The organism is Haliea sp. (genome assembly GCF_040222615.1).
GTDB lineage: Bacteria > Pseudomonadota > Gammaproteobacteria > Pseudomonadales > Halieaceae > Haliea.
Map to the genome: position 1 here is coordinate 1 of NZ_JAVKCQ010000034.1, position 26,153 is coordinate 26,153.

At 64.1% G+C, this 26,153-nt stretch carries 25 protein-coding genes; 7 read left to right on the forward strand and 18 right to left on the reverse strand.

Translation table 11 applies throughout. From position 1 onward, the window contains the following. Positions 1 to 1,294: DUF222 domain-containing protein (locus RJQ10_RS03460; RefSeq protein WP_350143661.1), on the reverse strand; the 1,294-nt coding region annotated here is incomplete at its 3' end. Positions 1,295 to 1,538: 244 nt separating this feature from the next. Then, entirely contained in the window at positions 1,539 to 2,702 is a 1,164-nt protein-coding gene (gene dinB / locus RJQ10_RS03465; RefSeq protein WP_350143663.1) for a DNA polymerase IV, read from the reverse strand. A gap of 95 nt (positions 2,703 to 2,797) precedes the next feature. Here dinB and RJQ10_RS03470 point away from each other — a divergent pair, with 95 nt between their 5' ends. The 3 genes from RJQ10_RS03470 to RJQ10_RS03480 all read left to right on the forward strand — a co-directional run bounded on the left by RJQ10_RS03470 (position 2,798) and on the right by RJQ10_RS03480 (position 4,858). After that, positions 2,798 to 3,082, forward strand: coding sequence for a hypothetical protein (locus RJQ10_RS03470; protein ID WP_350143665.1), 285 nt, complete (start codon positions 2,798 to 2,800; stop codon positions 3,080 to 3,082). 130 nt (positions 3,083 to 3,212) lie between these two features. Beyond that, the gene (locus RJQ10_RS03475) at positions 3,213 to 4,487 is read left to right on the forward strand and encodes a ferredoxin reductase family protein (protein WP_350143667.1); all 1,275 of its coding nucleotides are present in this window, start codon (positions 3,213 to 3,215) and stop codon (positions 4,485 to 4,487) included. Further along, on the forward strand, positions 4,484 to 4,858 hold the full coding sequence (locus RJQ10_RS03480; RefSeq protein WP_350143669.1) for a cytochrome b5 domain-containing protein: 375 nt from the start codon (positions 4,484 to 4,486) through the stop codon (positions 4,856 to 4,858). The genes RJQ10_RS03475 and RJQ10_RS03480 overlap by 4 nt, the downstream gene beginning before the upstream one ends. Before the next feature lie 102 nt (positions 4,859 to 4,960). Here RJQ10_RS03480 and RJQ10_RS03485 read toward each other — a convergent pair whose 3' ends face one another. After that, entirely contained in the window at positions 4,961 to 5,554 is a 594-nt protein-coding gene (locus RJQ10_RS03485) for a PEP-CTERM sorting domain-containing protein (RefSeq protein ID WP_350143671.1), read from the reverse strand. A gap of 333 nt (positions 5,555 to 5,887) precedes the next feature. On the opposite strand from RJQ10_RS03485, the gene RJQ10_RS03490 reads away from it, so the two are divergent. Next, positions 5,888 to 6,091, forward strand: coding sequence for a hypothetical protein (locus RJQ10_RS03490; protein ID WP_350143673.1), 204 nt, complete (start codon positions 5,888 to 5,890; stop codon positions 6,089 to 6,091). A gap of 43 nt (positions 6,092 to 6,134) precedes the next feature. Here RJQ10_RS03490 and RJQ10_RS03495 read toward each other — a convergent pair whose 3' ends face one another. From RJQ10_RS03495 to RJQ10_RS03525, 7 genes are all read right to left on the reverse strand, one after another. Continuing rightward, positions 6,135 to 7,244: a nucleotidyltransferase domain-containing protein gene (locus RJQ10_RS03495; protein WP_350143674.1), complete on the reverse strand. Its 1,110-nt coding sequence runs from the start codon at positions 7,242 to 7,244 to the stop codon at positions 6,135 to 6,137. Then, positions 7,241 to 8,146, reverse strand: a complete 906-nt coding sequence (locus tag RJQ10_RS03500; protein ID WP_350143676.1) for an HprK-related kinase A — start codon at positions 8,144 to 8,146, stop codon at positions 7,241 to 7,243. Before RJQ10_RS03500 ends, RJQ10_RS03495 begins: the two co-directional genes overlap by 4 nt. Positions 8,147 to 8,148: 2 nt before the next feature. Beyond that, complete coding sequence (locus RJQ10_RS03505) at positions 8,149 to 8,451, reverse strand: hypothetical protein (protein WP_350143678.1); 303 nt, start codon at positions 8,449 to 8,451, stop codon at positions 8,149 to 8,151. Between the two features lie 6 nt (positions 8,452 to 8,457). Then, the gene (locus tag RJQ10_RS03510; RefSeq protein ID WP_350143680.1) at positions 8,458 to 9,141 is read right to left on the reverse strand and encodes a hypothetical protein; all 684 of its coding nucleotides are present in this window, start codon (positions 9,139 to 9,141) and stop codon (positions 8,458 to 8,460) included. 294 nt (positions 9,142 to 9,435) lie between these two features. Next, entirely contained in the window at positions 9,436 to 12,210 is a 2,775-nt protein-coding gene (gene prsT, locus RJQ10_RS03515) for an XrtA/PEP-CTERM system TPR-repeat protein PrsT (RefSeq protein ID WP_350143681.1), read from the reverse strand. A gap of 94 nt (positions 12,211 to 12,304) precedes the next feature. Continuing rightward, entirely contained in the window at positions 12,305 to 14,074 is a 1,770-nt protein-coding gene (locus RJQ10_RS03520; protein WP_350143683.1) for a DUF1302 family protein, read from the reverse strand. Further along, positions 14,071 to 14,790, reverse strand: coding sequence for an ABC transporter ATP-binding protein (locus RJQ10_RS03525; RefSeq protein WP_350143685.1), 720 nt, complete (start codon positions 14,788 to 14,790; stop codon positions 14,071 to 14,073). Before RJQ10_RS03525 ends, RJQ10_RS03520 begins: the two co-directional genes overlap by 4 nt. 45 nt (positions 14,791 to 14,835) lie before the next feature. On the opposite strand from RJQ10_RS03525, the gene RJQ10_RS03530 reads away from it, so the two are divergent. Further along, positions 14,836 to 15,636, forward strand: a complete 801-nt coding sequence (locus tag RJQ10_RS03530; protein ID WP_350143687.1) for an outer membrane lipoprotein-sorting protein — start codon at positions 14,836 to 14,838, stop codon at positions 15,634 to 15,636. A gap of 132 nt (positions 15,637 to 15,768) precedes the next feature. On the opposite strand, the gene RJQ10_RS03535 is transcribed toward RJQ10_RS03530, so the two are convergent. The 7 genes from RJQ10_RS03535 to RJQ10_RS03565 all read right to left on the reverse strand — a co-directional run bounded on the left by RJQ10_RS03535 (position 15,769) and on the right by RJQ10_RS03565 (position 22,924). Continuing rightward, positions 15,769 to 16,413: a PEP-CTERM sorting domain-containing protein gene (locus tag RJQ10_RS03535; protein ID WP_350143689.1), complete on the reverse strand. Its 645-nt coding sequence runs from the start codon at positions 16,411 to 16,413 to the stop codon at positions 15,769 to 15,771. 308 nt (positions 16,414 to 16,721) lie between these two features. Further along, positions 16,722 to 17,399, reverse strand: a complete 678-nt coding sequence (locus RJQ10_RS03540; RefSeq protein ID WP_350143691.1) for a hypothetical protein — start codon at positions 17,397 to 17,399, stop codon at positions 16,722 to 16,724. A gap of 171 nt (positions 17,400 to 17,570) precedes the next feature. Further along, complete coding sequence (locus RJQ10_RS03545) at positions 17,571 to 18,791, reverse strand: ABC transporter permease (RefSeq protein WP_350143693.1); 1,221 nt, start codon at positions 18,789 to 18,791, stop codon at positions 17,571 to 17,573. A gap of 11 nt (positions 18,792 to 18,802) precedes the next feature. Then, positions 18,803 to 20,032, reverse strand: coding sequence for an ABC transporter permease (locus tag RJQ10_RS03550; protein ID WP_350143695.1), 1,230 nt, complete (start codon positions 20,030 to 20,032; stop codon positions 18,803 to 18,805). Then, positions 20,029 to 21,441 (reverse strand): phenylacetate--CoA ligase family protein, encoded by a 1,413-nt coding sequence (locus RJQ10_RS03555; RefSeq protein ID WP_350143697.1) that lies wholly within the window; start codon positions 21,439 to 21,441, stop codon positions 20,029 to 20,031. Before RJQ10_RS03555 ends, RJQ10_RS03550 begins: the two co-directional genes overlap by 4 nt. A 20-nt stretch (positions 21,442 to 21,461) precedes the next feature. Next, complete coding sequence (locus RJQ10_RS03560; protein ID WP_350143699.1) at positions 21,462 to 22,193, reverse strand: PEP-CTERM/exosortase system-associated acyltransferase; 732 nt, start codon at positions 22,191 to 22,193, stop codon at positions 21,462 to 21,464. Between the two features lie 92 nt (positions 22,194 to 22,285). Beyond that, positions 22,286 to 22,924, reverse strand: coding sequence for a GNAT family N-acyltransferase (locus RJQ10_RS03565; RefSeq protein ID WP_350143701.1), 639 nt, complete (start codon positions 22,922 to 22,924; stop codon positions 22,286 to 22,288). Positions 22,925 to 23,252: 328 nt separating this feature from the next. Between RJQ10_RS03565 and RJQ10_RS03570 the strand changes: the two genes are divergently transcribed. Continuing rightward, positions 23,253 to 24,227, forward strand: a complete 975-nt coding sequence (locus RJQ10_RS03570) for a PEP-CTERM sorting domain-containing protein (protein ID WP_350143703.1) — start codon at positions 23,253 to 23,255, stop codon at positions 24,225 to 24,227. A 182-nt stretch (positions 24,228 to 24,409) separates the two neighbouring features. After that, positions 24,410 to 24,667, forward strand: a complete 258-nt coding sequence (locus RJQ10_RS03575) for an acyl carrier protein (RefSeq protein WP_350143705.1) — start codon at positions 24,410 to 24,412, stop codon at positions 24,665 to 24,667. A gap of 2 nt (positions 24,668 to 24,669) precedes the next feature. Here RJQ10_RS03575 and RJQ10_RS03580 read toward each other — a convergent pair. After that, the coding region (locus RJQ10_RS03580) for a PQQ-dependent sugar dehydrogenase (RefSeq protein WP_350143707.1) at positions 24,670 to 26,153 on the reverse strand (1,484 nt) is incomplete at its 5' end.

Genomic DNA, 26,153 nt, shown 5'->3' on the forward strand with positions numbered 1-26,153 from the left:
ACTTCCTGCCCACGTTCAGCACCTTGCCGGCATCATCCTCCAGCACCGTCACCAGCGAGGCATCGCAACTGATCCGCCGGGCGGTGGCCGGCGACAGCCACGGTTTGTCCTCAAAGTGTGCCCGCCCGTGGGTACAACACAGGCCCGAGCGCTGGTGGCGCAGGGTATTCACATCCACGTGCAGCACCACCTGGCAGCGCTCCGCTCCTTTCAGGGCCTGCAGACCCCGATAGTCCGGCCCGGTGGCCAGAAAGTGCTCCACCATGGCCACCAGCGCATCGGCGCGGATATGATTCATGTGCTGCGAAAACGTCTCCGCGGAAATTTTTTCCTCCGCCCGCGCATAGGCAAGATGGTCCGGCAGGGCTTCGCGGACGCTGCTTTCTGAACCCCGATCAGCCTGCTGCTGCCGGTCTGCTGTGCCCACACCCCGATCAGCTTGCCCCGACGCGCCATCCGCAACCGCGTCTGGCGCTGCACCCCCGCGTTGCAGAAGCTTCCGTGCCACCGCGCGCATGCGCGCCTGCTGCCGGGCCTTCCACTCGTCCTGGCGCTCCTCCTCCAGCGGTCGGGCCACCGCCTGCAGGGCCTTCATCACCAGCAGCCCCTGCTCCGGCGGCAATTTGGCGTGGATAATCCACATGCCGTCCTCATCCTGGAACCAGTAGAGCTCGCGGGCCAGTTCGCGTATGGCTTCGGCATCCAGTGCCGGCGGGCCGTCACCCGCAGCTGAATTACCCGCAGCGGTATCATCCAAAACACCGCCGACAGCGGCCTCCTCCGAAGCGCCGGCAGCCGCCGCGTCTGAACCCCCGCCCGCGGCTAGCTGCCCCGACCCGCAGTCCAGCAAGCCTTCCAGCCCGGGCTCCGCGACGGGTTCATACCGGCTCACCAGCCTTTCCAGATGCCCGGCGCTGTTCTGCTGCGCCAGGTGCACCATAAAGCCCTCGTTCTCCGGGGTGGCCACGCGGGTGATTGCGCGCACCTTGGAGTAGGAGAGGTTGCCCTCGGAAAAGGCTTCATTGACCTCCGGTAGCATGGTCAGCTGGCGCGCCACCCGCACCTTCTCCCGCGCAGCGCCCAGGGTGATGCCGCAGTGGGCCACCAGCCAGTGGGCACAGGAACGCATGGTGCCTTGCTCGCGCCAACAACCAGAACGATCGAACTCGGCGATCAGCCGCAGCAGGCGGTGATTCGCAGCATTGATTTGTGCCGAGAGGAGCGTGATCGCCTGCCCCAGCTGCGCCCCATTTAGCCGCTGGGGCCAATCCTCGACAATCGCTGGCATACCCATGACAAAGCCTCCGATACTGTATTTATATACAGTATATTAGCCGCACCACAGCAAAACCCCAAGAGTCGCGATTCATCAAATGCGGCCACCCTGCGCGCGGGAGAACACATGCGGTCATTTCATCACAGCATGCCGATGAATTTGCGCAACTGCGGGGACTAGACAGGCGATTCAGACAACGGTGTCGACCAGTGGCATTTCCTGCACATACGCCAGGCTGCGCGCCGGAGCACGACATTCAGCACTAGAACGCCAGGGGGTACTGCGCCGGCCCCGGTTCGGCCACCGCGCTTGCAGCTCCCGCGTCGACCGTTGGCGCCTCCAGGCCCGACAGCGACAGCCCCAACAGCCGCACTCCTCGGGGCACCGGCAGCAGGCTGCCCAGGATGGCGTGCGCCAGATTCGCGAAGCTTGCCCGGTCAACAATCGGCGTTTCCAGCGAGCGAGCGCGGGTAATCTGCTGGAAATCTGCGTACTTCATTTTCAGGGTCAGGGTGCGGCCGGTGGCGGCCTGGCGGACAATGCGCTCCCAGACTATATCAATAATTTCGTCCAGGGCCGCCACCAGCTCCGTATCCTGCTGCAGGTCCCGGGCGTAGGTGCGCTCGCCGCCGATGGACTTGCGCTGGCGGTCGGGCCGCACCGGCCGCTCGTCCTCACCGCGGCTGGCGCGATACAGGTACTCCGCGGACTTGCCGAAGTGCTGCTGCAAGAACCCCAGGCTCTGCGCCCGCAGGTCGGCGCCGGTGTGGATACCCAGCCCGGCCATACGCTCGGCCGTGCGCGGACCAACGCCGTAGAATCGGCGCGCAGGCAGCGCGGCGATAAACGCTGCGGCGTCCCGCGGCAGCACCACGAACTGGCCGTTGGGCTTGTTCTGGTCGGAGGCGATCTTGGCCAGGAACTTGTTATAGCTGATCCCCGCGCTGGCGGTGAGACCGGTCTCCGCCAATATCTCCTGGCGGATGCGCTGCGCCACCCGGATCGCACTCCCCACACCCTGTTTGTCGCGGCTGACGTCGAGATAGGCTTCGTCCAGCGACAGCGGCTCAATCAGGTCTGTGTAGCGCGCGAATACCTCGCGGATCTGTTGTGACACCGACTTGTACACGTCGAAGCGCGGCTGCACGAACACCAGCTGCGGGCAGCGCCGCTTCGCCGTCACCGAGGGCATGGCCGAGCGCACCCCGAACACCCGCGCTTCGTAGCTGGCAGCCGCCACCACGCCGCGCCGGGCGGAGCCGCCGACCGCCACCGGCTTGCCGCGCAGCCCGGGGTTGTCCCGCTGCTCGACACTGGCAAAGAACGCATCCATGTCTATATGGATGATCTTGCGGAGCGCTGACGGGACCTCGGGCTGCATGGCCCAAATGGTAGGCGCGGAACCCCAGGGCCACAAGTAAGACAAGCCCCGCACCGGCGCAACAGTGCCTCCGGGGGCTTTCGAGTCGGGTTTGCTACACTAAAGGGACATTTCCCTGACCCAGGCGACGTGACCATCCGATGGAAACACCTCAGCAACGCAAGATCCGCGAAGCCCTGAACCGGCCGGCTCCGACCGACTCCGGCGCGACTGCAGACGGCGAACCGGAGGGCGACACTTCGCTTCAGGCCCACGCCCTGGAGCACACCGATCCCGACTACATACCCAAGACCCTGACACCCCATGAGTGGGAGCAGTGGTACGCGGAACACGGCGTGCCCGAGTCCCATCGACGCCCCCCGCCACCCAGGCCAGCCGCAACATCACTCTGGCAACGCCTGCTGCAGTTTTTTCGTCGCTCGTAAAGGGCCGGTTCCGGTCTCCCAACGCCGCAATCTCAGGCTACAATAGGGACCTGACCGCCCATCGCCCCAGCCCGGCAAGGAGTACACCATAGCCCTCAAGCCCCGCACCGCTCACGCCCTGATCTGGTCGATGGCACTGCTGCCGGTCGGTTTTTTCGCGGCTGGCCTGGGGGCGCCGGACTTCACCTCGGCGAGCGCCGTCCTCAATCTGCTGGGGCGACTGGCCGGGGTCGTCGGTCTCGCCCTGCTGCTGCTGGCAGCGGCCCTGAGTGCCCGGGTGCCGGGCGTCGACCTCCCCTTTGGCGGTCTTACCAAGCTCTGGCGCACCCATCACCTGCTGGGCGCCGGTTCCCTGCTGCTGCTGCTCGTGCACCCGCTGCTGCTGGCCTTTGCCGCCTCGGCCTGGGGCCAGGGACTCGCCTTCGGTACCCTGTTTCCGCCGCTGTCGGACCGGGCCACCTGGGCCGGCTGGCTGGCGCTGCTATTGATGATGGTGTTCCTGGCCCCCAGTTTTGCCTTCTTCGGCGCGCCCAAATACGAGCGCTGGAAACGGCTGCATTCGCTGGCCGGGCCCGCCGTCATCCTGGCGCTGATTCATACCTTCCTGCTCAGCCGCACCATGCCGGGGCCAACAGACACCATCATCTGGTCGCTGTTTGCCCTGCTCGGCGTCGGCGCCGTCGGCTGGCGCCTGGTGTTCTCGCGCCGTATTGGCCGCCTGCCCTACACTGTCACCCGGGTGGACACGGTGGCCGACGGGGTCGCAGAGCTCAGCCTGAAACCGGACCGTGACCACCTGCGCTACTCCGCCGGCAATTTCGTCTACCTGACCCCCTTTGACACCGGCCTTGCGGCGGGCCACCGGGAAGAGCACCCCTACACCCTCTCCTCCTCGCCGCTGGAGCCTGAGCTGCGCATCGCCATCAAGGCACTGGGGGATGCCAGCCGCGCGATCCAGACCATTCCCGTCGGCACGCCGGTTACCGTGGAGGGGCCCTACGGTTGCTTCTTCCCGCCCGACTCAAAGGCGCGCACAGCGGAGCTGTGGGTCGCCGGGGGCGTCGGCATTACCCCTTTCCTGGCCCGTATGCGCCATCTGCGAGCTCTTGGCGAGGGCGGCGATATCCACCTCGTCTACGCCGTCCAGGACGAGAGTCGGGCGGTCTATGCCGGGGAACTGCGGCAGCTGGCGGCAGAGATTCCGGGCTTTGCCCTGACCTTCCATTATTTCTTCCAGGAGGGCCCGGTAACGGCGCCCTTTCTGGGCACGGCCTGCCCCGACCTCGCCCGCCGCGAGGTCTATATCTGCGGCCCGCTGGCGCTGAACCAGCTGGTCAGGGATCATGTCTACAGGGCCGGCGTCAGCGCCGACCACATTCATTCCGAGGAGTTTGAGCTGTTATGAAGAAAGTCGTGTTTGCCACTTTCGTGGCCTTCTGGTCCAGCGTTGCCACCATCGCCACCCTGCACGCCATGGGGCCCGGGGAAACCGCTGCTGCCGCAGCAGACACCACCAAAGCGGACGCTGCGCCCGGCTACACCCTGGAGCAAGTCGCCCAGCACGCGACGCTGGATAACTGCTGGATGGCCGTTGAAGGCATCGTTTACGATATCAGCGCCTATGTGCCGAAGCACCCCACCCCGGCGTTTGTCCTGGAGCAATGGTGTGGCAAGGAAGCGACCGAGGGCATGCGCACCAAGGGCTATGGCCGCGACCACTCCCCGGCCGCCTGGGCGATGATTGAGGAGTACCGGGTGGGGGTGCTGGTGGAGTAACAATCCGCGTTGTGAACCAATGCGGGGCAGGACTCTGAGGTCGCCTGCCCGGAAAGCGTCAGAACTGCCGCTCCCGGGCCATAGCAACAAGACTGAAGGAGACTAGACGCTGCGCCGACGACGCAGGAACGCAAGTGCTGTCAACCCCAGGCCCAGCAGGCCGAGCATGCCCGGCTCGGGCACGGAAGCGACAGGGAACTGAAAGGAAGCCGGATTGTTGCCCCTGGCGTCAAGCGCGTCAATTCTGGAGATAGACGCGCCAGTAGCGTCGAGAAAGTTCAGGTTGTACACATCACGATCTGAGCAGCAGTCCGTGCGGCCAAAGATTGTGATGCTGCTCAGGTCAACCGCACTCGAAAAAGTGATCTTGAGGGTATCCCCTATGACGCCATCATGAAACACGCTTTGGTTCCAGAAATTGCCGTCAGTGTTATCGTCGATCGCCTTACCCGGAGTGGAGAATCCATTCCAGCTCGTTGAAGACGTTGCCGTAGCACCAAGCGCGACATTGGTCCCGCCGAGATCGAACGCCTGGAACTCCGCCACCTGAAGCCACTGACTAATGCTGTTGCTTATCTCTATCGTTTTTACGCCGATCAGGCTGGCACTGGCGCTGGTGGCTGACAGCAGGCAGGCTACCCCGAAAGCAAAGCCGGTAATCTGCTTGGCGGCGAATCTGGACCCAAATGTGTTCATCAATGCATTCCTGGAAAAGGGATTATCTCTTTAACACTAGCAACAATGACACCAACTTTTAAATTATTGTTATTTATCAATAACTAAAGAACAAAAACCTCCCCACCCAACTCCCGCCAAGTAACAAGTCGTGTAAAAAATCCCGACAGCAGCTCCATGCTCTGCAACAGTGACTCTGGAGACGCTCGCAGCGTCCGCTCGCGGCGGACCGGCGCGGCCCGGCTACCAGGCCCGGTGAAGACCACACGGGCCGCGCCGGCTGCTTGCCTTCCGGGTAGTGGCGGCCGATACTCAACGGAGTATCCGCGGGATCAACAGGGAGTGGCTGAAGCAATGAATCAATTGATTGACAACATCGGGACCGCAACCGGCACAGCCGGTGTCCTGGTTTGCACGCTGGCAGTCGTTCTGCGTCTGGGTGGCCAGTTCTACCTGCTGGGTACTGAGCTCCGCATGTGGTTGCTGGCCGGCATTGCCCTGCTGGCGGCAGGCTGTTTTGCCAAGCTTCATGCGCTGGCAGCAGAGCGCAAAACCTGACACCGCACCCGGCCGACTGCAGCCACAAGCAGTGCGGCCAGCGCTAGACCGGGTCCGTCTGGCGGTACTCAAAAGGCGTGATCACCGCCTTGTGCCAAAGGTGCCGTGCGAGCAGCGGCAGGGGCATTTTGAGGTAGTGTGAGCGCAGGTACAGCGCGAACCTGGCAAACCCGGGCCAGACTCCCGGCGCCGCTACCGAAATCGGCAACAAAGCACTCGTAAACAGTCGATCCATGACCCAGCGAACAGGCGCCACTGGCGCCGCGGACTGCAATCCGGCGGTAATATCCGGCGGCACCGCCAAATCCAGCAACCGTGCCAGATAGCGCAAGGCGTAGTACAGGATTCGGTGCAAGCCGAGTTCGCGGGAGCGCGCCAGGAGCGCGTCCCAGAAACCGGGGTCAGCGGCACTGAGCTCGGTCAACAGTAGATACAGGTCGGACAGATCTCGAAAAGCATTGTCGAACTCACCTTCCAGCAGCAGATGTGCGGCGCTGTGCAGCACCCTGTCGGTGGGCGCGAGGACGTCGACCCCCGGGAATTCGGAAGGGGTAATACCCGCCGCCAATGCTTCGGCATCGAGTTTCACCCGCGAAGTCAACGGCAGAAGATTGTGGTGCACATCCACGGCGATGCCCCGGGAGCGGTGGATCAACGGCGGGATTTCGTGCATCCAGCGGCGGTAGTAGGCCTGGTCATAGTCACTCAGTTCCTCGCCAGACCAACCCTGCCAGCGGAGTAGCTGCTCGACGGTATCAATGCTGTCGTGCGGCACAAAAATGTCCACATCGCTGTACAGTCGCCCGAGCCGCGCCCGATCGCCGGCGGCAAGGTAGGCAGCCCCCTTCAGCAGGACCGGGCGCACGCCCGCGGGCTTCAACGCTCGTGCGATGTGCTCCACCTCCAGCCGGACATCCTCACTGTGCGCGCGATAGACGGTAAAGGCGCTGTCCAGGTGCCAGCGCATCTCAGGCGGAATCCGATCATCGAGTCCGGCATCCCGCAGCACCGCGGCCACCCGGGCCAGCAGACCCGCCCCACGCGCCTGTTGCAAAAGCAAATCCCACCGCCCGAGATCATACGCGGCGGCGGTGGCCGGATACAGCAGCACCTCCCGCAAAGGGAAATTCAGGTTGTCCTGCGATCCAATCACGACTGCACCAGAGCATCCATGGTGGCAATTGCCTCTGCGGCATCGCCCCCATTCGGAAAATCGAAACAGCGGCTTTGATCCACCAGCGCCGCCAGCACCCGAAAGGCTTCAGCACCGAGGATGGAATAGTTGAAGGAATTGTCCGCCATGCGCATGAAAGCTTCCCCCCTCGGCAGAGGAGCAAGTTTTCCCTCGACGCCGTCGATAAACCGGGGAAACACAATCAGGGCGGGCACAGCCGGCTCAAGGACCCGGACCATACTGCCCGGTGGTGGCCGCATGTGCGCCACTGTGCCCTTGAGCGTGTCTGCAACGGCGGGGCTCAGAACCGCATCTGCCACCGTCCGCTGCACGATCCCGATCGAAGCATTCTTCAGGCTGATGGGGCGCGGATTGGGGTGCAGCAAGCCACTGGCGAGATCAATCAGGGCCAGCTCGTCGGACAGCAGACGCCAGCCGCCGCGGCCCGTCAGGAGCGCGCAGAGGGTGCTCTTGCCGGCACCGGGGGTTCCAGGCAGGATCAGCGCCTGACCGTGCTTCTCCACCACTGCGGCATGGACAATCAGATATTGGTGGCAATGGGTGCTGACACACCAGTTCAGGCCCCATTCCAGCAGAGGATACGCGTGCGCCAGCGGCAACGGTGCGAAAGGCAGTGCGCCGTTGAGTGAAAACAGCGCCTGCGGCCGATACCAGCGACGCAGACCCGAGGCCGGCTGCACGCGTACGGTAAAATCGGCAAAGGCCGGGGCCAAAGTGTCGCTGTCCGCATACAGGCTGTGAACGCCCTCCGCAACACTGGCAAGGGGAGACAACAATCGAACCGAAAATCGTCCGGCGCGAAACACAACACCCTCTCCACCCAGCTGCGCAGCAAACTCCGGCGCGGGTAGCTCTCCCACCCTCATCCGCTGGTGCGGATCAGAAGTTGCTGTTCAAGCGCCAGCAGAACTGCCTGCAGCTCCTCCAGACTGACCGCAGAGCACTCCTTGCCGGGCGTCGCTGTCGCGGCCAGGTGCTGCAGAATTTCGGTTCCCGCCAGCCCGTGCGGCTCACGGAGCAGCAGCGCAAACACTTCGCCTGCAGGGTCTGGGAGGTAGGCGGTCGATTTGTCCCGGGCACTGAATACCGCGACACCCTCGGGAAAGCGGTGCGTGACAAGATCGTCGGCGGCACATGGCTGCCACAGGGAAGCGGCAGAAGTCACGAGCAATCAGTGATAGGTCTGTTCAATAAATGCCTTGAGATCGAAGCCTGCCAGCGGGATGACGCCACCCTTCACTGTCGTGTAGGACGGGTAGCCGTAGATTGTAGCCAGGTAAAGACCGATCACGTCATCGGTAGCCATGTATCCGGGGATGGTGGTCGAGTTGAGCAGGGCTGCAACGACGTGGAATTCAAGTGACCCCGGACGGTCGAGTAAAACGTCATGCAGGGTGCCAAAATGGTCATTGACACCGAACACATCGAAGAAAAGGGTCCCCGGGGGGTCGGTAAAGGCGTCCCCACCTCCCGACTTTTTGTTCTTGTTCCTGCCCGAATTTCCCGGGCTGGAATTACCTCCCTGCCGGGGATTCGGAGCAAACGGCAGCCACTGGGCCCGGCTGCCATCACCATTGCCCGAATCCGGAGTCTTCCATGCACCCGGGCTGAAGCCGCCACAAGCGGCCTCATGCCGACGCAGCCCGGAGGGATTATTCGGCGCATAGGACACAAAACCGGACGGCGTGCACACAGCCCCGAACGCAGGCCGACTTGCCAACGACAGGATGACCGGCGCCGCAAGACCAGCGCCGGTGAAACGACGGCGCGAAAGCTGGCTATCGGAGCTGCCGGTGCCGTGCTCCTGCCTCCCTGATTCTGATTCCTGCGCCTGCTTGTCGGTTGTCTTTTTCATGAGTAACTCTCTTGCCCTCGGCAAACCATCGCCTGAAGACAGTGAATGCAATTTTTGTGCCTTCCAACACAAGCCATTGTTTTAGCGAGCTTTTCCATCAATCCTCTCGCAGCAACGGACCTGTATCCACAATCCCGGTGTAAAAATAGCTGACACCGCTCACAGTGTTTCAGGAAAAACGGGGCCTGACCACCCCGCGACTCGTGAATTGCGACCACGGTCACGTTTGACCGATCCACCAGCCGGCCCCGCGCGCTGCATGAAGTCCTTCCGCGACACTCCAGACCAGGGCTGCTAGTTCCGCAGCTCTGCCAGCAGCTCCCGGGCTTGCGCCTGCTCGGGAAACGCCGGGCCATTCACCAGTTGCTGCAACAATGTCACCGCCGCCGCCTTGTCACCCGCACCCGCCAGGATGCGGGCGCGGTGAAAGCGAAACTGGGTATTCTGTGGTTCGACATCGAGAGTTCGCTGGCTCACCGCCAGCGCCTCATCATGGTTGCCGAGCTCCAGCAGGATCATCGCCTGGGTGTCCTGGATTGCCGGCGTATCCGGCGCTGCCACCAGTGCCTCGCGCACAAGGCCCAGCGCCCGCTGCGGGTCCGACTGGCGCAGGGACCAGGCCAGGTTGTTGAGTGTCACCACGTCATCCGGCGCGATACGATGCAGGGTCTCGAATACCCTGACCGCGTCGCTGTCCCGGCCCTGGGACAGATACAGGGGCCCCAGCTGGTTCAGTATCAGCTGGTCTTCCGGGTTTTGCTCAAGCCAGCTCTCCAGCAGACGCCAGGCGTCCTCCTGTTTGCCCTGCTGCCACAGGGCAGTGGTCAGGAACAGCAGGGAGTTGCTGCCGGGCTCGGCACCATGGGCCTTGCGCAGCAATTCCTCGGCGGCGGCGAAGTCACCCTGGGTCAGCGCCAGGCGACCGCGCGCCAGGTCGAGCTGGGCGGGTGCCACCACGCCCTCTGGCAGCTGGGCCAGCTGTTCGCTGGTTTCCGCCAGCTTGTTCTGCTGCAACAACACCTCAACCAGCATTTTGCGGCTATCAACATCATCGGACTGCAGCTCCAATGCCTTGCGCAACGTGCTCTCCGCCGCCGGCAAGTCGCCGTTGGCACGCTCGGCCTGGGCTGCCAGGCGCAGGGCCCGGGCGTTCTCGGGCAGCAGCTCCACCAGCCGACGGCCGGCGTTGACCGCGGCACCCGGCTGATCCACCGCTATGAAGGCGCCAACCAGCAGCTGGTGCAGGCGCGGGTCACCGTTGTGGGCCTCCCGCACTTCGGTCAGCAGGCGCACCGCTTCCCCGGGGCGCTGCTGCTGGAAATGGTAGCGCCCCAGCATCAATCGCGGCTCCAGCGCGCCGGGGTGCGCAGCCGCCGCCTTCTCCAGCGCCTTGACCATCTCCTCGGTCTCGCCGCGCCGCTCATGCACCGCCGCCAGATTCAGCATGGACTGGAGATCATCCGGCTGCGCCGCAAGCCCTTCATTGAGAATATCCAGCGCGGCGGCCGAGTCATCGTCCTGCATGGCCAGGGCCGCCAGTCCCTGCCGGGCATTGGTGTTGCCCGGGTCCACGGCGAGTACCTGGCGGAACTGCTCGGCAGCGCCAGCGCGGTCACTGGCCTCCAGCGCCAGCTGGGCGCCCAGCAGGCCGGGCAGGGGACTGTCGGGGGCACTGGCCCGCAGCGCTTCCAGCTCCGCCTGAGCGGCCTCCGGGTCGCCGTCGGCGGCATGCGCCCGCACCAGGCGGGAGCTGATCTCCGGGTTCTCCGGGTCCAGCTTGCGCGCGGCTTCCAGCGCCGCCACCCCGGGGCCGATATCGCCGGCACGTACCAGGGCCGTACCCAGCTCCATCTGCACGGGGGCGGAATCGGGGGTGACGCCGGCCATTTGCTGGTATACCTCGGCACTGGCGCCGTGCATCCCCTGGGCTGTCAGGGCCAGCGCCAGCAGGTTCATCGTCGGCACGTTCATGGGCAATTCCTCCAACAGGCGGCGGGCAAGGGTTTCGGCCCGTTCCGGTTCACCCATTTGCAGGTGTACCGCGGCCAGCATCTGGCGGGCATTGATATTGTTGGGCTGCGAAGCCAGAAAACGTGTCAGGTGGGCTTCCGCCGTGGCCAGGTTGCCTTCGCGGAAGTTGGCATTGGCTGCCAGATAGATGCTCGGCAGGTGATCCGGCGCCACATTCAGGACCTTGGCCAGCTCCTGCAGGGAGCCGTCGACATTGCCGCCCTCCAACATGATACGCGCCTGGGCATAGTTTACTCCCGGGTGATCGGGAATGACCTTCTCGAGCTTTTCCAGCTCCTTGCCGGCCTCGCTGTGCTTGCCCTGCTCCACCAGCGTGGCGACAAGGCCGAGCCGGTCATTAAGGCGAAACGGATTCAGCGCGCTGACCGTCGCAAACGCCTGCTCCGCGGCGGCGAAATCGCCCCGGGACTGCTTGAAACTGCCGTACAGGCTCCAGGCCTCCTCGAACTCCGGGTGGCTTTCGGTCAGGGCCTTGAGGATCGCCTCGGCGTCTGCCACCTCGCCCGCGTGGCGGGCAGAGACAAAGGCCTGGGAGAGGCGCACCTGTGGATGCTCGGGCGCCAGTTGCAGGGCCCGCGACAGCGTATCCGCGGCGGTAAAGCTATCGCCTGATTGTGCCTGGGCTCGTGCCACCAGCGCCAGCCAGGCGGGATCATCGGCTACATAGGCAAAGCCGGCATCCTCGTTCAAATCGACCAGCTTCTGCGCCTCGCCGGCTCCCAGCAGGGCCTCAGCGTAAAGCACCGCAACCGCGGGGTCGGGGGCGGCATCCAGGGATTTCTCGAACTCCACCGCGGCCTCGGCGAGTGACCGCTGGCGCAGGAATACTTCTCCCAGCAGCCTTCGACCCTCGGCGCTGCGGGTATTCTGCTGCAGCGCGGTCTTGGCGTCGATTTCCGCAGCGTTCAGCCTGCCCTCGGCAAACGCCTCCGAGGCGCGGGCAAGCAACTCATCATGGGACAGCGGTTTGGAGCAACCCGCCAGCGCCAGGCTGATTGCAATGGGTAGCCAGAGCTTGCGGCCGGAGAAGGTTGGCATTTGAGGCCTCTTGTTCTAATGGAGTAACACAACACTTTAGGCCAGACTGGCGTTGGGGCCAAGATGTAGATCGTGCGTAGTTCACAAATTGAGCCTAGAACCAGCGACGGAGCTCCAGGAATACGCGGTCGCTGTCATCGTACTGGCCGAACAGGCCGATCTCGCTGCCGCCAAAAAGGTCTGCCCCGAACTGCAGGCGCCAGTCCTGGGTGAGGTTCCAGGTGACACTGGACTGCAGGGACCAGTCACTGCGGTTGAGCCCCGTCAGGTACAGCACTTCGGCCTCGAAACGGTCGCCGAAACGGCGGTTCAGCAGCAGGGTCAAGCCGGTCTCATCGGCGTCGAAACCCATGTCGCGGTCGTGGTCGAAGACATGGCGGCCGTACAATTGGGCGTCGAAGCGCCAGTCGCCGCGGGGAACCATGACCCCCAGCACATAGTCCACGGCGTCACTGTCCTGCAGGCCAAAAGACGCCGCGGGATCCAGCGACAGGAAGCGGCGCCCGCTGGTGTACACCGCCTCCCCCTTGAGCACGAAGTCGAGCCAGTCCTTGGAAAAGGTGGCGCCCGCCTGGCGGATGCGGTCGTGACGCAGCTCCAGCCCGGCGTCGGTGCGGTACAGCGTCGGCGCCACATCCGTACTCTGGTAGTAGAAGCCGCTCAGATCCCAGCCGTCCACCAGGTAGGAAAACCGGCCGCCAAGGCCGTGGTTGGACAGCTTGCTGCGGCTGGGGGTGATTTCACGCACCGGGGTGCCCACGGGAACGGGAAAGGGGTAAAAGTCGGCTCCGGGCTGGCCGATCTCATCGTAGCTGGGGTGCGGCACCCACAGCAGCTCCAGGTGCGCGTCACCAGCGAAACGCTCGGCGCGCACGGCCCACTGGGGAATGCGCATGGTCTCGAATTCCTCCAGGAAGAATTCGCGGGTATCGCGGGCGGAGACCACATCCGCCAGGAACAGGCCCACCATTTCCCCCCAGACCACGTGCTGGCGCCCGAGACGGTACTCCCAGGCGCCGGCGCCAAAGTCCAGGTAGGCCTCGCGCACGGTGAAATCACTGCGCTGGTCGCGGCGCACCGCAGAGGGATAGAAGTCGTCCTCCACGCTGTAGGCGCCGTCGCCCTCCATCCGGCCCGCCAGCTTGAAGCGTGCGCCCCAGTCCAGGCGCCCGGTCAGCCCCAGTTCCAGCCGCGCCCGCAGCTTCGACCAGTGCTCGGGATCGGCGGTGTTCCAGGCTGCCGCCAACTCGCCGTAGCCTCCCAGGTGGAGGTCGCTGACCGCCGGTACCGGCTCACCCTCGGGCAGCGCAGCCGGCCCGGGAGCGGGTGCAGGCCGGGCCGGGCGGGACACGGAGCGCACGGGTTCCCTGCTGCCAACCCGGCCTGTCGCAGGCTCCGCGGCGGGGGCGGCAGGCGCGGCTGTCACCGGGTCGGGCTCAGCGTCACCGTGGTAGAGGTCCACCACCAGGCGATACCCTCCCCCGCTGCCATTGGGATCAAGCACGAAGGTCTCCCGGCGCAGGTCCTGCCGGGCCAGGTCGAGCACCAGCCGCAGGCCGGTCTCCTCCCGCAAACCGGTGCGCAGCCGGGCCACAGGAGTAGCCGCGAACAGGTCCGGCGGCACCGGGCCGGCCAGCCGGGTATCCCAGAGGTCGATCACCACCCGCTCCGGGTCACGGAGGCTGAACACGTGGTAGGCAGCCGGCGCGCTGAGATCCACCACCAGCCGGGTCCGGCCGGGCTCGCGGCCGACCCTCAGTTCCGCATCGATCACCGCCAGCGCCGGCGCCGCCGGCAGTACCAGCAACAGCGCCAGCAGCAGCGAACGCAAGGCGCCCAGGCAGCAGAAGCGCCGGGGTTTCACTGCGCGGCTCCAGCCAGCCCGGCGGCCGCAGGATTGGTTTCCAGCGCCCGTATCCGCCCGTCTTCCATGTGTACCAGGCGATCCGCCATGTCCATCACATGCTGGTCGTGGGTGGAGAAAATAAACGTGGTGCCGGCGGTGCGGTTAATGCGTTGCATCAATTCCAGAATACCGCGACCGGTGTCCCGATCCAGATTGGCGGTTGGCTCGTCCGCCAGCACTACGCGGGAATGTGTGGCCAGGGCGCGGGCGATCGCCACCCGCTGACGCTGGCCGCCGGACAGCTGATTGGGGCGGTGACTGGCGTAGCGACTGAGGCCGACCAACTCCAGGTAGTGATTGACCCGCTCCCGGCGCTCGGCGCGGCTGAGCTCCGGCAACTGCAGCAGGGGGTAATCGACGTTCTCCCGAGCCGACAGTACCGGCAGCAGGTTGAAATTCTGGAAGATGAAGCCGAGGGTGCGGGCGCGCACGTCCGCCAGCTGATCCGGCGTCTTGCCGGAGACATCGTGGCCATCAATGAATACCCGGCCCTCGCTGGGATTGTCGATGCAGCCGATGATGTTGAGCAGGGTCGACTTGCCGCTACCGGAGGGCCCGGCGATTGCCAGGAAGGAGCCCGCGTCGATCTCCAGGGAAACGTCGCGCAGGGCATCGACCACCTGCTCACCCAGGGGATACCGTTTGCAGACGTGTTCTACCTTTACAATCGCCATCGTGCAGCGCCAGAATGTTGTTGGTCTTCGCCACAGGATATACCCATGATCAAGCCATTTCCCGAGAATACCTTCGATTTGACCATTTTGGGGGGGGTACTGCTGGCGGCCTTGCTGGGTGCCGGAACAGCGTGGGGGGCGGCTGCGGACGACACCGACAAGGCGGCTGCGGCAGCGGTGGATGCCACCGCGCTGGTGCAGCGCGCGGACGCCATACGCTTCCCGAGGGAGAGCTTCGAAACCCTGGTTACCGTCACCAACTACAGCGACGGAGAGCCGGGGGATGTACGGGAATACAAGGTGATGTCCCGGGGCAACGAGAACACCATCGTACTCACCGAATCCCCCGCCTCGGAGCGCGGCCAGGCCCTGCTGATGCGCGGCCGCGACCTGTGGATCTTCATGCCCACGGTGTCGCAGCCGGTGCGCCTGTCACTGTCCCAGCGGCTGACCGGCCAGGTAGCGAATGGCGACCTGGCCCGGGCCAACTTCGCCGGCGACTACACAGCGGAACTCGCGGGGACAGAACAGGTGGATGGCGAGGAGGCGTGGATACTGGATTTGACTGCCGCGGGTCGCGGCGTCACCTACTCCAGCGTGCGCTACTGGGTCGCGGTGGCAGATGACCGACCGCTCAAGGCGGAGTTCTACGCTGTCTCCGGGCGCCTGCTGAAGACCAGCCGCTACGACAACTTCCAGGAACTGGCCGGACGTACGCGCCCGACCCGACTGGTTATCGAAGATGCTTTGAAAGAGGGCGACTACTCAGTGCTGGAGTACACCACGATGGCGCTGAAGGAGCTGCCTGAGCGGATGTTTACCCAGCAGTATTTGCGGAGGTTGTGACGGTAGAGCCAGCCCTGTATTGGTGCAGCGCAGCTCTATTTGCAATTGTGCCCCGGGGCGCCTGGCAGAAATGGCTTGATGCAGCTCGCCACTTCGCCAGGAGAACCCCGGGCAGCTGTTGCCAAATCGCGGCTAGACGTTGCGACGCCCCCGCACGCCAAGACCCAGCAGGCCAAGCCCGAGGAGCAACAGCGTCGAAGGAACCGGAACCGGCGTTGAGTCCGCAGCGCTGAAGGTCAAGTCATCCATTGCCCACGCCCAGCCATCATTAGGCTGCAAGCCATCTACGCGACGCACATCGCTGGCGGTGAAAGCAACCGGTATGAATACACTGCCGCCCGAGCTGATGGTCAGCGTTTCGAGCAGGGCGTCAGCGGCGTCGTAAAGGTTGAATGTGACAGCCTGTCCGCCGAGAGAATCCAGCTGCAAGCTGATGTTGAAAACCGGCATGTCAAAGAAGATGCTCACGATGTCGGCGCGGTTGCCCGGGCAAGCGACATTTGCATCGGAGCAGTTTGTGAGCACGTTGGGGCTACTGGGCGCTGTCACGCCGTCAGGATCCGGTGCCGCGTTGATATCCACCAGGACATCGTCTTCAAGACCCTCGAACAAGACGCCCAGGCTGGCATACTGATCGGTGATAGGTGTATTCCCCGCGATCGGGTTGCCGAGGCCGTCAACATCGAAATTGATGACGATGGGCGAGGCCATTGACAGCGCCGACGCAGATAACAACAGCGCAGAGCCGAGAATATTTCGAATCAGATTATTTTTCATTGCATTTCCCCTTGAATTAAGTCCCGCATGAGAAACATGCAAAAATTTTGCCTGAATATTTATTTTTCATATAAATCAGAGTGTTAAGAAAGATCGACTGGAGTCGCAACGACAATGGCTGCAGCGCCTGTAAAGATTACTGACAAAAAACAGCGGGGAGGTTGCGGCGATTGCCGGATATGCGAAGACGCCGGGTCTGTGGAAAGTCTGGCTATAAAAAGAGATGAGGCCGTAGCGGCAAGCTTGGGGCTTGGGGCTTGGGGCTTGGGGGCCACAATGGCCCCCGGAACCTGCCCGGCTAAACCAGGCTACGCGCGCAGGCTGCGGCGAGCGCCGATCAGTACGAGGCCCAGACCGATGAGCAGCAGGGGCCCGGGCACGGGCACCTGGGAAACACTTTCCAGCTCCCGCACCTGATAGGCGGTGATATGCGCATTGCCAAAATTGTTGCTGGCCAGCGAAAGGGTCTGCGAAGCAGCGTCCGCGGTGAATTGCCCCACGGCGAACTGCCCAAGGCCACCCCCTGTGGCATTCAGGTTGACGTTACTGCCCAGCCCGTCGCCAAACGTCATGATACGGCCGGAGCAGCAGCTGCGGAGATCCGTGTACCAGACCTGGACGATGTAATCCAGACCGGTTTGCAGATTGCCGCCGCCGATACTCAGGGAGGTCACAGTCCCGCCGCCGAAGTCGAAGCTGCCGAGAAGCTGATTGTAACTGGCGTCGCCGGACGACGAGCCGTTCAGCGGGTTGGTGTTGGTGGACTGGGGAAGCAGGGCTCCCGTGTTGGTAAAGGTGACGCTGTTTACGGTTACCGAACCGGTGTTGCTGGACCCGGCATTGAACGCCTCGACCAGACTGCCGCTCACCACCACATCCAGTGCACCCGCTGTGTTCTGGGCGCCGCCCCACACGATCGGCGCTGAAAACGCCACGGAGGACCCGAGCAACGCTACGCCAGCCACTACCGATTTGATCACATTCATTGTCTGCTTATCCTGCAAGTGAAAATTCGTACTGATATCTCGAGCAACCTTTGAGCCAACTTATATAACATGTTGTTTTATCTGGAAAAAATTAACGCTGAAAGTTGCGCGACCTCACCGTGTGTAAAAAATCCTGACAGGAAACAGCGGCAGATAACCTTCCCGGAGCGGCTATACCGCCTGCCGCAATGACTCCGCGATATCCGCCCTCGCCGCCCGCCGCGCGGGCCGCAGGGCGGCGACGAGGGGCGCCAGCACGCCAATCAGGAAGGCGACCCCGGTAATCCACCAGGCCAGGCGGATCAGGGCGATGTAGGCGATGTCCGAGTTGGGCGGTGGCGGCATGGGGATGCCGACCCATGAAATCAGCAGCGCCAGGCCGTTGCCAACGACCACGCCAACTGCGCCCCCCGCCAACCCCAGCAGGGCACTTTCCAGCAGGATCAGACGGAAGATCTCCCGCCGTGGAGCGCCGCAGGCCTGCATGGTGCCGAACTCCGCGGCGCGCTCGTAGACATTCATATTGATGGTGTTGCCCACGCTCAGGGTCACCATCAGCAGGATCACCAACACCAGGAAACCGAACTGCTGCTGGTACAGCTCCACCGTCTGCCGGTAGAAGGGGTTCAGGCGCTGCCAGTCCAGCACCTCGAAGCCGCGCCCGGCCAGGGTGGCCTCCGCCGCGTGTTTGACCCCGGCGGTAGCGTCCGTGCGCTGCAGGTGCAGCACTGCCAGATGAACGCCGCTGTCCCCCAGCAGCTCCTGGGCGGCAGCCAGGGGGATGCGCACGGCGCGGGCGTCGTAGTCCTTGGAGAAGGTCTGGAAGATACCCACCACCTCGAACTCCAGCACGTTGACCGCGCCGTCGGTGGTATTCGCCAGCAGATTGACCCAGTCGCCGGGCGCCAGCTTCAGGGCCTGGGCCACCCCCGCCCCCAGCAGCATGCCGAAGGGGTCCGATTCCGCCAGCTGGCGACCCTCCGAGATATTGATATAGGTGCCCAGGCGCGCCTCGGCGGCGGGCTCGACCCCCTCGCCGATGATCGCCCAGTCCGTGCGACCGTTGTTCAACAGGCCCGCAAAGGCACTGCGCAGCATGACTTCCTCTACCGCCGGCAGTGCCGCCAGCTCGGCCCGCAGGGGCTCCGGCTCACGAATCAGGAACGCCGCCGGGTCGCGGCCGCCCTCCTCCCGATAGCCTGCGCGGCTGACCTGCAGATGGCCGGACTGGGAACGGATCATGGACTCGCCGAGTTCGTCGATGGTGTCCTTGATAAAGCCGCCAGCGAGGATCAGCGCGACCACGCCAAAGGCGATGCCCAGCAGGGTCATCAACGAGCGGCCCCGATGACGCCGGACATTGCGGGCTGCCAGGCGAACCAGCTCACGCATGGGCAGCGACCTCAGCGCGCATGGCGGATTGCATCCACAATCACCATGCGCGAAGCGCGCCAGGCGGGGTAGAGGGAGGCCAGCGTGGTGGTGATGCAGGCGATAAGCACGGTCTCCAGCAGCATCCCGGGGGTGATCAGCAGGCCGGCGTGGTAGCTGCGGGAGAAGGTGGGAGGCGGCGGCATCTCGATCTGCGCCAGCGCCAGCAACTGGCCCAGCCCCAGGGCCACCAGCACGCCCAGCACCGCACCCAGCAGGCCCAGCAGCGCGCCCTCAATCAGGAAGCCGCGCAGCACCGAGGCCCGCTTGTTACCCAGCGCCATCACCGTGCCGATCTCCCCGGTGCGTTCCAGCACGCTCATCATCATGGTATTGCCAATGCCCAGCAGGATGATGAACACCACGATGCCCTTGACCAGGTCCAGCTGCTGCTGGAACAGGGCCGAGGCGCGGGCATAGAACTCCGCCAGGGCATGCCAGGGCTGGACATCGTAGTCAGCCGCAGGCAGGGCCGCCCGCACCGGGGCCAGGGCGGCGTCGGTGTCGCGGGTGTCTTCCAGGAACACCAGCCAGGCGTGGGCGCCGTCCACCTGCACCAGGCCGCGGGCAAGAGCGATGGGCATCAGCAGGGCGGCATCGTCGAATTCCTGGCTGAAGGAGCTGAAGATGCCGACCACCTCCGCCTCCGCCGCGCCCAGCTGCCCGTCCGGGGTAGTGGCCAGCAGCACCACCGACTGCCCCACTGCGACCTCCAGTTGCGCAGCCAGGCCCTCACCCAGCACCACCTGACGCCCGCCACCCGGGGCCAGCCGCCGACCCTGCTCGATGCGCAGGGAGCGGTCATCGACCATGTCCAGCGCCGGGTCGATACCCTCGCTCATGAAGGGCAATGTCACCTCGCCAAAACTGACCAGGCCGTTCAACAACAACCGCGGGGCCACTGTCGCACCGGCCGGCAGCAGGGCCGGATCCAGCGCCAGCTCTGCCGGCAGCAGATAGGCCCAGGGGTCACTGCGCCCCCGGTCCTGGAAGCCAGGCCGGGATACCTGCAGATGGCCGTACTGGGAGCGGATGGTGGCCTCGCGGAACTCCTCGAACATGGCCTCGTTGAAGCCCAGCGCCACCAGCAGCGCGGTCACCCCGAAACCTATGGACAGCAGGGCCGTCAGGCTGCGACGAAATTGCCGGCGCAGATTCCGCAGGGCCAGCAACAGCGGCATCAGCAGGGCCGCGAGGCTCACCCGGACCCCGGAAAGTAGCGAAACTTGCGCTCGTAATCCAGCCCCATGCCGTGGGGGAACTCGCCGTAGGCAAAGCAGCACAATTCCGGCACCGGCGCCCCCCGCCGCGCCGCAGAGGCGGCGACCAGCGCCGTCAGCTCCGCCGCCACTGCCTCCGGCGACTGGGTGGCCGCCAGCCCCAGCTGCACGTCCAGGCGCAGGCCCTCGCCGTGGCGCAGCACCCGGAAGGCGCCGGACAGCTGGTCCGCCAGCACCGGCCGCCGGTACAGCAGGGCCTTGAAGTGGTCCACGTGCCAGTGGCTGTCAATCTGGTCGCGGTCCCGACCCAGCACCGCGACCATGGGAAACGGCAGCGCCGCCAGGGCCGCGCGACCGGCGGCATCCAGCGGTTCGCGGTCTGCGTCCGTGAGCCAGCGGGCGCGGTCCCCGGTGCGGTAGCGGATCATCGGGATCGGCGCCTGGGCATCGAGCATGGTGATCACCAGGTCTCCCACGCCGTTCGCGTCCGGCTCCAGCACCTCCACATAACTGCGCAGGGGATTGAAGCAAAAGCAGGAAGGCAGCACCCGATCCGGGTCCCGGCGGTGCCAGGCGCGGCGCAGGGCGATGGTCTCGGAGGTCTCGAAGAACAGGTTCAGGCCCAGCTCCCCCACCCCCATGGAACTGCCGATCAGGCTGCCCCCGGGCGCATCCAGCGGCACTCCCAGGGCCGCCGCCAGGTAGCTGCGATAGTCCTCGGCAAACATCTCCTCCCCCAGCACCACGTTCATGCGCAGGCGGGACCAGTCAAAGCCCTGCTGCGCCGCATAGTCCAGCAGGCGCTTGCAGAACAGCGGGTCGGTACAGAGGATCGCCTGCTCGAACAGCGGGCCCGCCTGGTTGAGGATCGCAAACGCCATATCCTCGCGTACGCTGACATTGGCGACACAAACACTGTTGGAGGTGAAAAACACCCCCATGGGCAGACAGTTCACCAGCAGGGTGGAGCGCTGGTCGATGCCGAAGGCCTGCTGCAGGCCCAGGTCGATATCGTCCGGGGCCAGCTGCAGCTGCCGGCGGGTACTCACGCCAAAGGCAAAATTGCTGCCGCCGTGACCGGAGCTGGTAAGGACGCCGCCGAGGCGGGCGGCATCCGCGTCACCTACCAGCAAATCATCGAGGGAGAAGCGCTCGAACAGATCCGCCTTGGTCAGAACCGGGGCCTGCGACAGCACATCCTCCCCCGCGCGGCAGGCCGCCGGATTTACCCCCGCCTCCGCCAGCAGCGCCCGGTAGGCCGGGGACTGCCGGGCAGCGCGCGCAAAGACCCGCGGCAGGCGTTTGCGGGCCAGCGCCAGCAGCTTGTCCGGGGTTTGCCGTGCCAGCATGGCCAGCAGCAGGGAGCGCTTGATACGGTTCAGGGAGGGCATCAGGTCAGGCCACCGGCAGCTCAGGGCCCGCTGCGAAACCACCACATCAGCGCCGGATTGGAGGCCTCCAGCTCCCGTTCCAGCTTGCGCAGATCACCCATGTAGGGGGTCACCGGCCCGTAGTAGTCGCTCTCCGGGCCGATCGGCGTGAAATCGAAGCCGTAGATCCGCAGCACCCGCGCCAGGCCCTTTTCCATGGCGGCATACCAGTAGCGAATGCCGTTTTCGCAGCTGAAGCGGTAGATCTGCCGATAGAGCCCCAGTACCAGCAACGGGGCATTGACCCGCTTTTCACCACGGGGAGACTCATCCGGCGCGGACGGTCCCTTGAGATGGGACTCGTTGATCCCCCACAGGCTGTCCCCCGCGCGGCGCCGATACTCGCGCTTGACCGCCAGCCGCGAGACCTCGCCGGATTCCGCCTCCGGAGGTGGCACAAAATCCGGGAACGGCGGGCAATGGTCAAAGAAAGGAAACGGGTCACCGGCCACCGGCAGAACCAGCCGGGCGGTACCCGCTACCACCCCCTCCGCATTGGTGGCGGAAAAATGGGCTGAGCGCTGGTCGTAGGCATCGATTTCCAGCCCGTCGGGGTAGCGGGCGGAGTTGAGGAAATGACATTCCAGGCAGTAGATCTGGTAGCGCAGGGCGTACAGGTCATTGAGCTCGGCGTCGCCGCTGCCCTGGCCATAGGAGTGCAGCGAAAAATACTTGGCCAAAGCTCCCAGCGATGCTGCGGCGTCGCGATCCATCGTCATCCCCATCGTGTGTTGTGCTTATTAAAGCAGCATAACACGAAAAGATAACCCTCAAAGATGCGTAAGCGGGCAGCTTTCCCCACAATTCAAGAGGCCGAGGACAACCACTGTAGAAGATCGGGATTGCACCAGGCCAGGTGGCGGTCCAGCTCCTCCAGGTCCAGCAGATAGGGCACAACCGGACCGCAGTAGTCCACCTCAGGGCCAATGGGCTCGAACACGACCCCGATCCGGGCCAGCATCCGCAGCAGGGGGCGCTCCATGGCGGCATACCAATACCGGATACCCTGCTCGCGACTGTACTGGTACATGGCCCGATACACTTCCATGACAACCGTGCCCGTGCCGCCACCGCCCGGCGGGGTACGATAGCCCCGGTTGAGCACCAGGCGGGACACCTCACCCGCCTGGGCCTGGTCGGGCAGGGTCATGCCGTCGAACAGGGAGCAATGCTGCTGGAAGGGGAGGCCGCGCCCCGGCACCGGGCACACCAGGCGAACCGCCGCCGCGACCTCGCCATCCTGATCAAAAGCGGCGAAATGCACCGAATAATCGTCGAACTCGTCGCTTTCCAACCGGTCCGGGAAGTCAGATGGGGAGAAGAAAGCCCTCTCCTCGCAGTAAACGCGGTAGCGCAGGCGGTGGATGGCCCGCAAATCTCGCGGTTCAGTGATGACTTGGGTATGGAGCCAGTTGGCAAGGCGAAAAGCGCCGGCATGGGTCATAAAACAACATTGCCCCTGCGGGATTGAACCCACACTGGTGAATCTGAAGTGTTTGGCACCGAAGCATCCTGCACTGGCTGGAACAGATACTAAAGGATAGCCGCGGTCATCGCCAGCAACTGTCGAAATTTTTTACACCGGACGCCGCCAGCGGGCGAAAGGCATGCCACCAGAACATACAACCCTTTGTAATTGCTCATTTTATTTTTTATGGCACAGGCATTGCTTTATACCGTGTGTGACGGCGGCCAGGCCTGTAAAACTGGCCAAAGGCTACAGACACTGGTCGTCCACAGGGCAGCCAGCGGCACTAACCAAGGAGATTCATATGAAAACGATGATCAAAACAGCAGGCGCGGCGAGTCTCCTCGCTTTGGCCGTGGCTGGTAACTCGGCGGTGGCGGCACCTGCCTTCTCAACACTGTATTTTGACCAGAACGCGGGTTGGGATCCGTCAACCGCGCAGTTCCTGCCGGGTGGCACCGGTCTTACCGGCCTCGTTTTTTCGGGGGCTACAGATGCTGAAGCGCCTGCGGGCACACAGACCAATATGGCCTGGAGTAGCCCCCTGAACGGCAATACCAGTTCCATATCCATCACTTCGTTTGACTCCGGTGACAGCCCCAGCATTGCGGGTGACCCTGACAACCCTTTCATCCCCACTGACGCAAACGGCACTTGGGACGCAGGTGAATGGTGGGTTATCGACCGTCTGATTCAAGAAAACCAGACATTGTCTGTTAACGGCTCAAGCATACCCAACCCGCTCTGGATTGCCGACACCCTGGCAAACCTGTTCATCTATACCGACGCTGCCGAGACTGACCTGCTCCTGTCAGACCTGAACAGCAAGGTGACGATCGAGTTCTGGGAAACCCTGAACTCGGATCCAGACGGCGACCCACTGTGCCCGGCCAGCCCAGCGCCGCTCGGTACAGCGTGCGATGATGTCTACCGTGTAGCTGCGTTTGATTTCGATCCGATTTTCGCAGTACGCGATGGTTTCAAGTACACGTTTGAGTTCGATCTTCTGCCCGGACCGAGCCGCGACGAAGATGACAACATCGTCGGTGTCACTCTGGTCTGCAGCGCGCTCTCACCCTGTGTTGACCAGAATGGAGACGCGATCGACACTGGCGAGGAAATCTGGGTCTTCACTCCCGAGTTCAACCCGGGCACCAGCGAGCTGAATATACGGATGCGCTTCGCAGTTAGCGAAATCCCCGAGCCTTCCATCCTCGGCCTGATGGGTCTGGGCATGCTGGGTCTGGGCTTCGCAGCCCGCCGTCGCAAGCAAAGCTGAGTACAGCAAGGCGGGGCCATCCCCCGCCTTTGCGAAAAATAGAAACGGCCTCCTCGGAGGCCGTTTCTATTTGTTGCAGACAACCCCAAATATGCACACGCAAACACCCGGCCATGTGGCCACAGCCACCCAATTGCCGCTATTATCCCTTCCTCCTTATCTACCCCGGAGTCCCCACTACCATGACAGCCCTGGAACTCACTCGCGACCTGGTTCGCACCTGCCTCAATCTCAATGCCAGCGAACCCCTGGTAGAGGACACGTTCCTGATGGGCGGGTTCCCCGAGTTCGATTCCATGACGATCATGGCCCTGATCGAACAGATTGAAGAGGCCGTGGGCTGCGAGATCGACGACGACGAGATCAGCGGCGAGACCTTCGAAACCGTGGGCTCCCTGGCGGCGTTCGTGGCCGGGAAAATGGGCTCCCCCGGCCACTGACCTCAGTGCCGGTGATGCTTGTCCGGTAAGGACTGGATGTAGATCACCAGATGGTCGATCTCCTGCGGTTGCAGGAACTCGCCCCAGGGCGGCATCAGCGGGCTCATGCCCAGCGCGGCACCGCCCTTTTCAATCACTGCATGAATCTCCTCGGCTGAACGCTGCAAATGATACAGCGGGGCCGTCAGGTCCGGCATGGGCACCCCCAGCATTGACGCGTCGGGACCCTGGCCGTCGCCGGTAGCACCGTGGCAGCGCGCGCAGTTGACAGCAAAGGACGCGGCACTGGCCTGCTCATCGTAGTCGACTGGGGCGACGGCGGGTGCATCCTCGCGCTCCACCACATCGGCTTCGTCCGCACGCACCAGCACCAGTACCTCGCCGCTGGGTTCCGAGGCCGCGCCCAGTGTGGTCACCAGGATCTCCCCGGACTCCAGCTGTGCGACTGAGCTCACGCCCCGCTGGGCATACTGGCGGGCGCGGGCAATCAGTGCCACATCGTCGACCCGCGGCTGATCCGCGGGCATGACAAAGATCTTCGCGGAATAGTTGTCGGCAAAGACGTATTTGCCCTGCAGCGAGGGATAGCGATCACCGCGATAGACCACACCGCCAATCACCGCGCGATCATAGGCATTGTGTTCATAGGCATAAACGGGGCCCTGCTGGGGGATATCCAGCGTTTCCGGGCCGGTCCGACCGGTGGGGTGATGCCCCTCCGCCATCGGGTACTGGTAGTGCTTGCCAGGCTCTATCAGATTGATTTCCTCCCAGACCGTGGACCCGACATCGCCCAGCCAGAGGTCACCGGTGACGGGATCAAAGCTGAAACGAAACGGATTGCGCAGCCCCAGTGCCCAATACTCGCCGCGGACACCCGGATGCTCGACAAAGGGGTTATCCGCCGGTACCCGGTAATTCTGCAGGGAGCCCCAGGCGAAGGGCTCCGGCAGCAGGTTGTCGGGCTGCTCATCCACGTCCAGACGCAGCAGCCCTGCGCGGAGCACTGCGGCAGAGGTGCGAGCCTCCTGGTCACGGGGGTGCACACCCTCACCGACACCGACATACAGGTAGCCATCCGGGCCGAATTCCATCGAGCCGCCGTTGTGGAAACCGCTGCCCTCACGCTGCAGCACCATGAGCGGGGCTTCCGTTGCCCTGCGCGCAGCCGGGTCCGGGGCGGCAAAATCAAAGCGCGACAGGCGGTTCACTTGATCCTGAGCGGGCCGGGTATCTGTGTAGAAGAGGTAGGCAAACTGCCGGCCCACGGGATCCGCGAACCCGGGGTGAAATGCCAGGCCCAGGGCTCCATTCTCCACTTCCACCTCGCCGAGCTGGTCGCTGATGTCCAGCACCAGTTCCTTCTCGGTGCCAACCGGGAAAGGCACCCGGTACACCCTGCCCACCCGCTCCAGTACATACAGGCTGGCACTGTCGCCAGGCGCCTGGCGTACCCGCACGGGCTGCTCGAACACCAGCTCGGGGT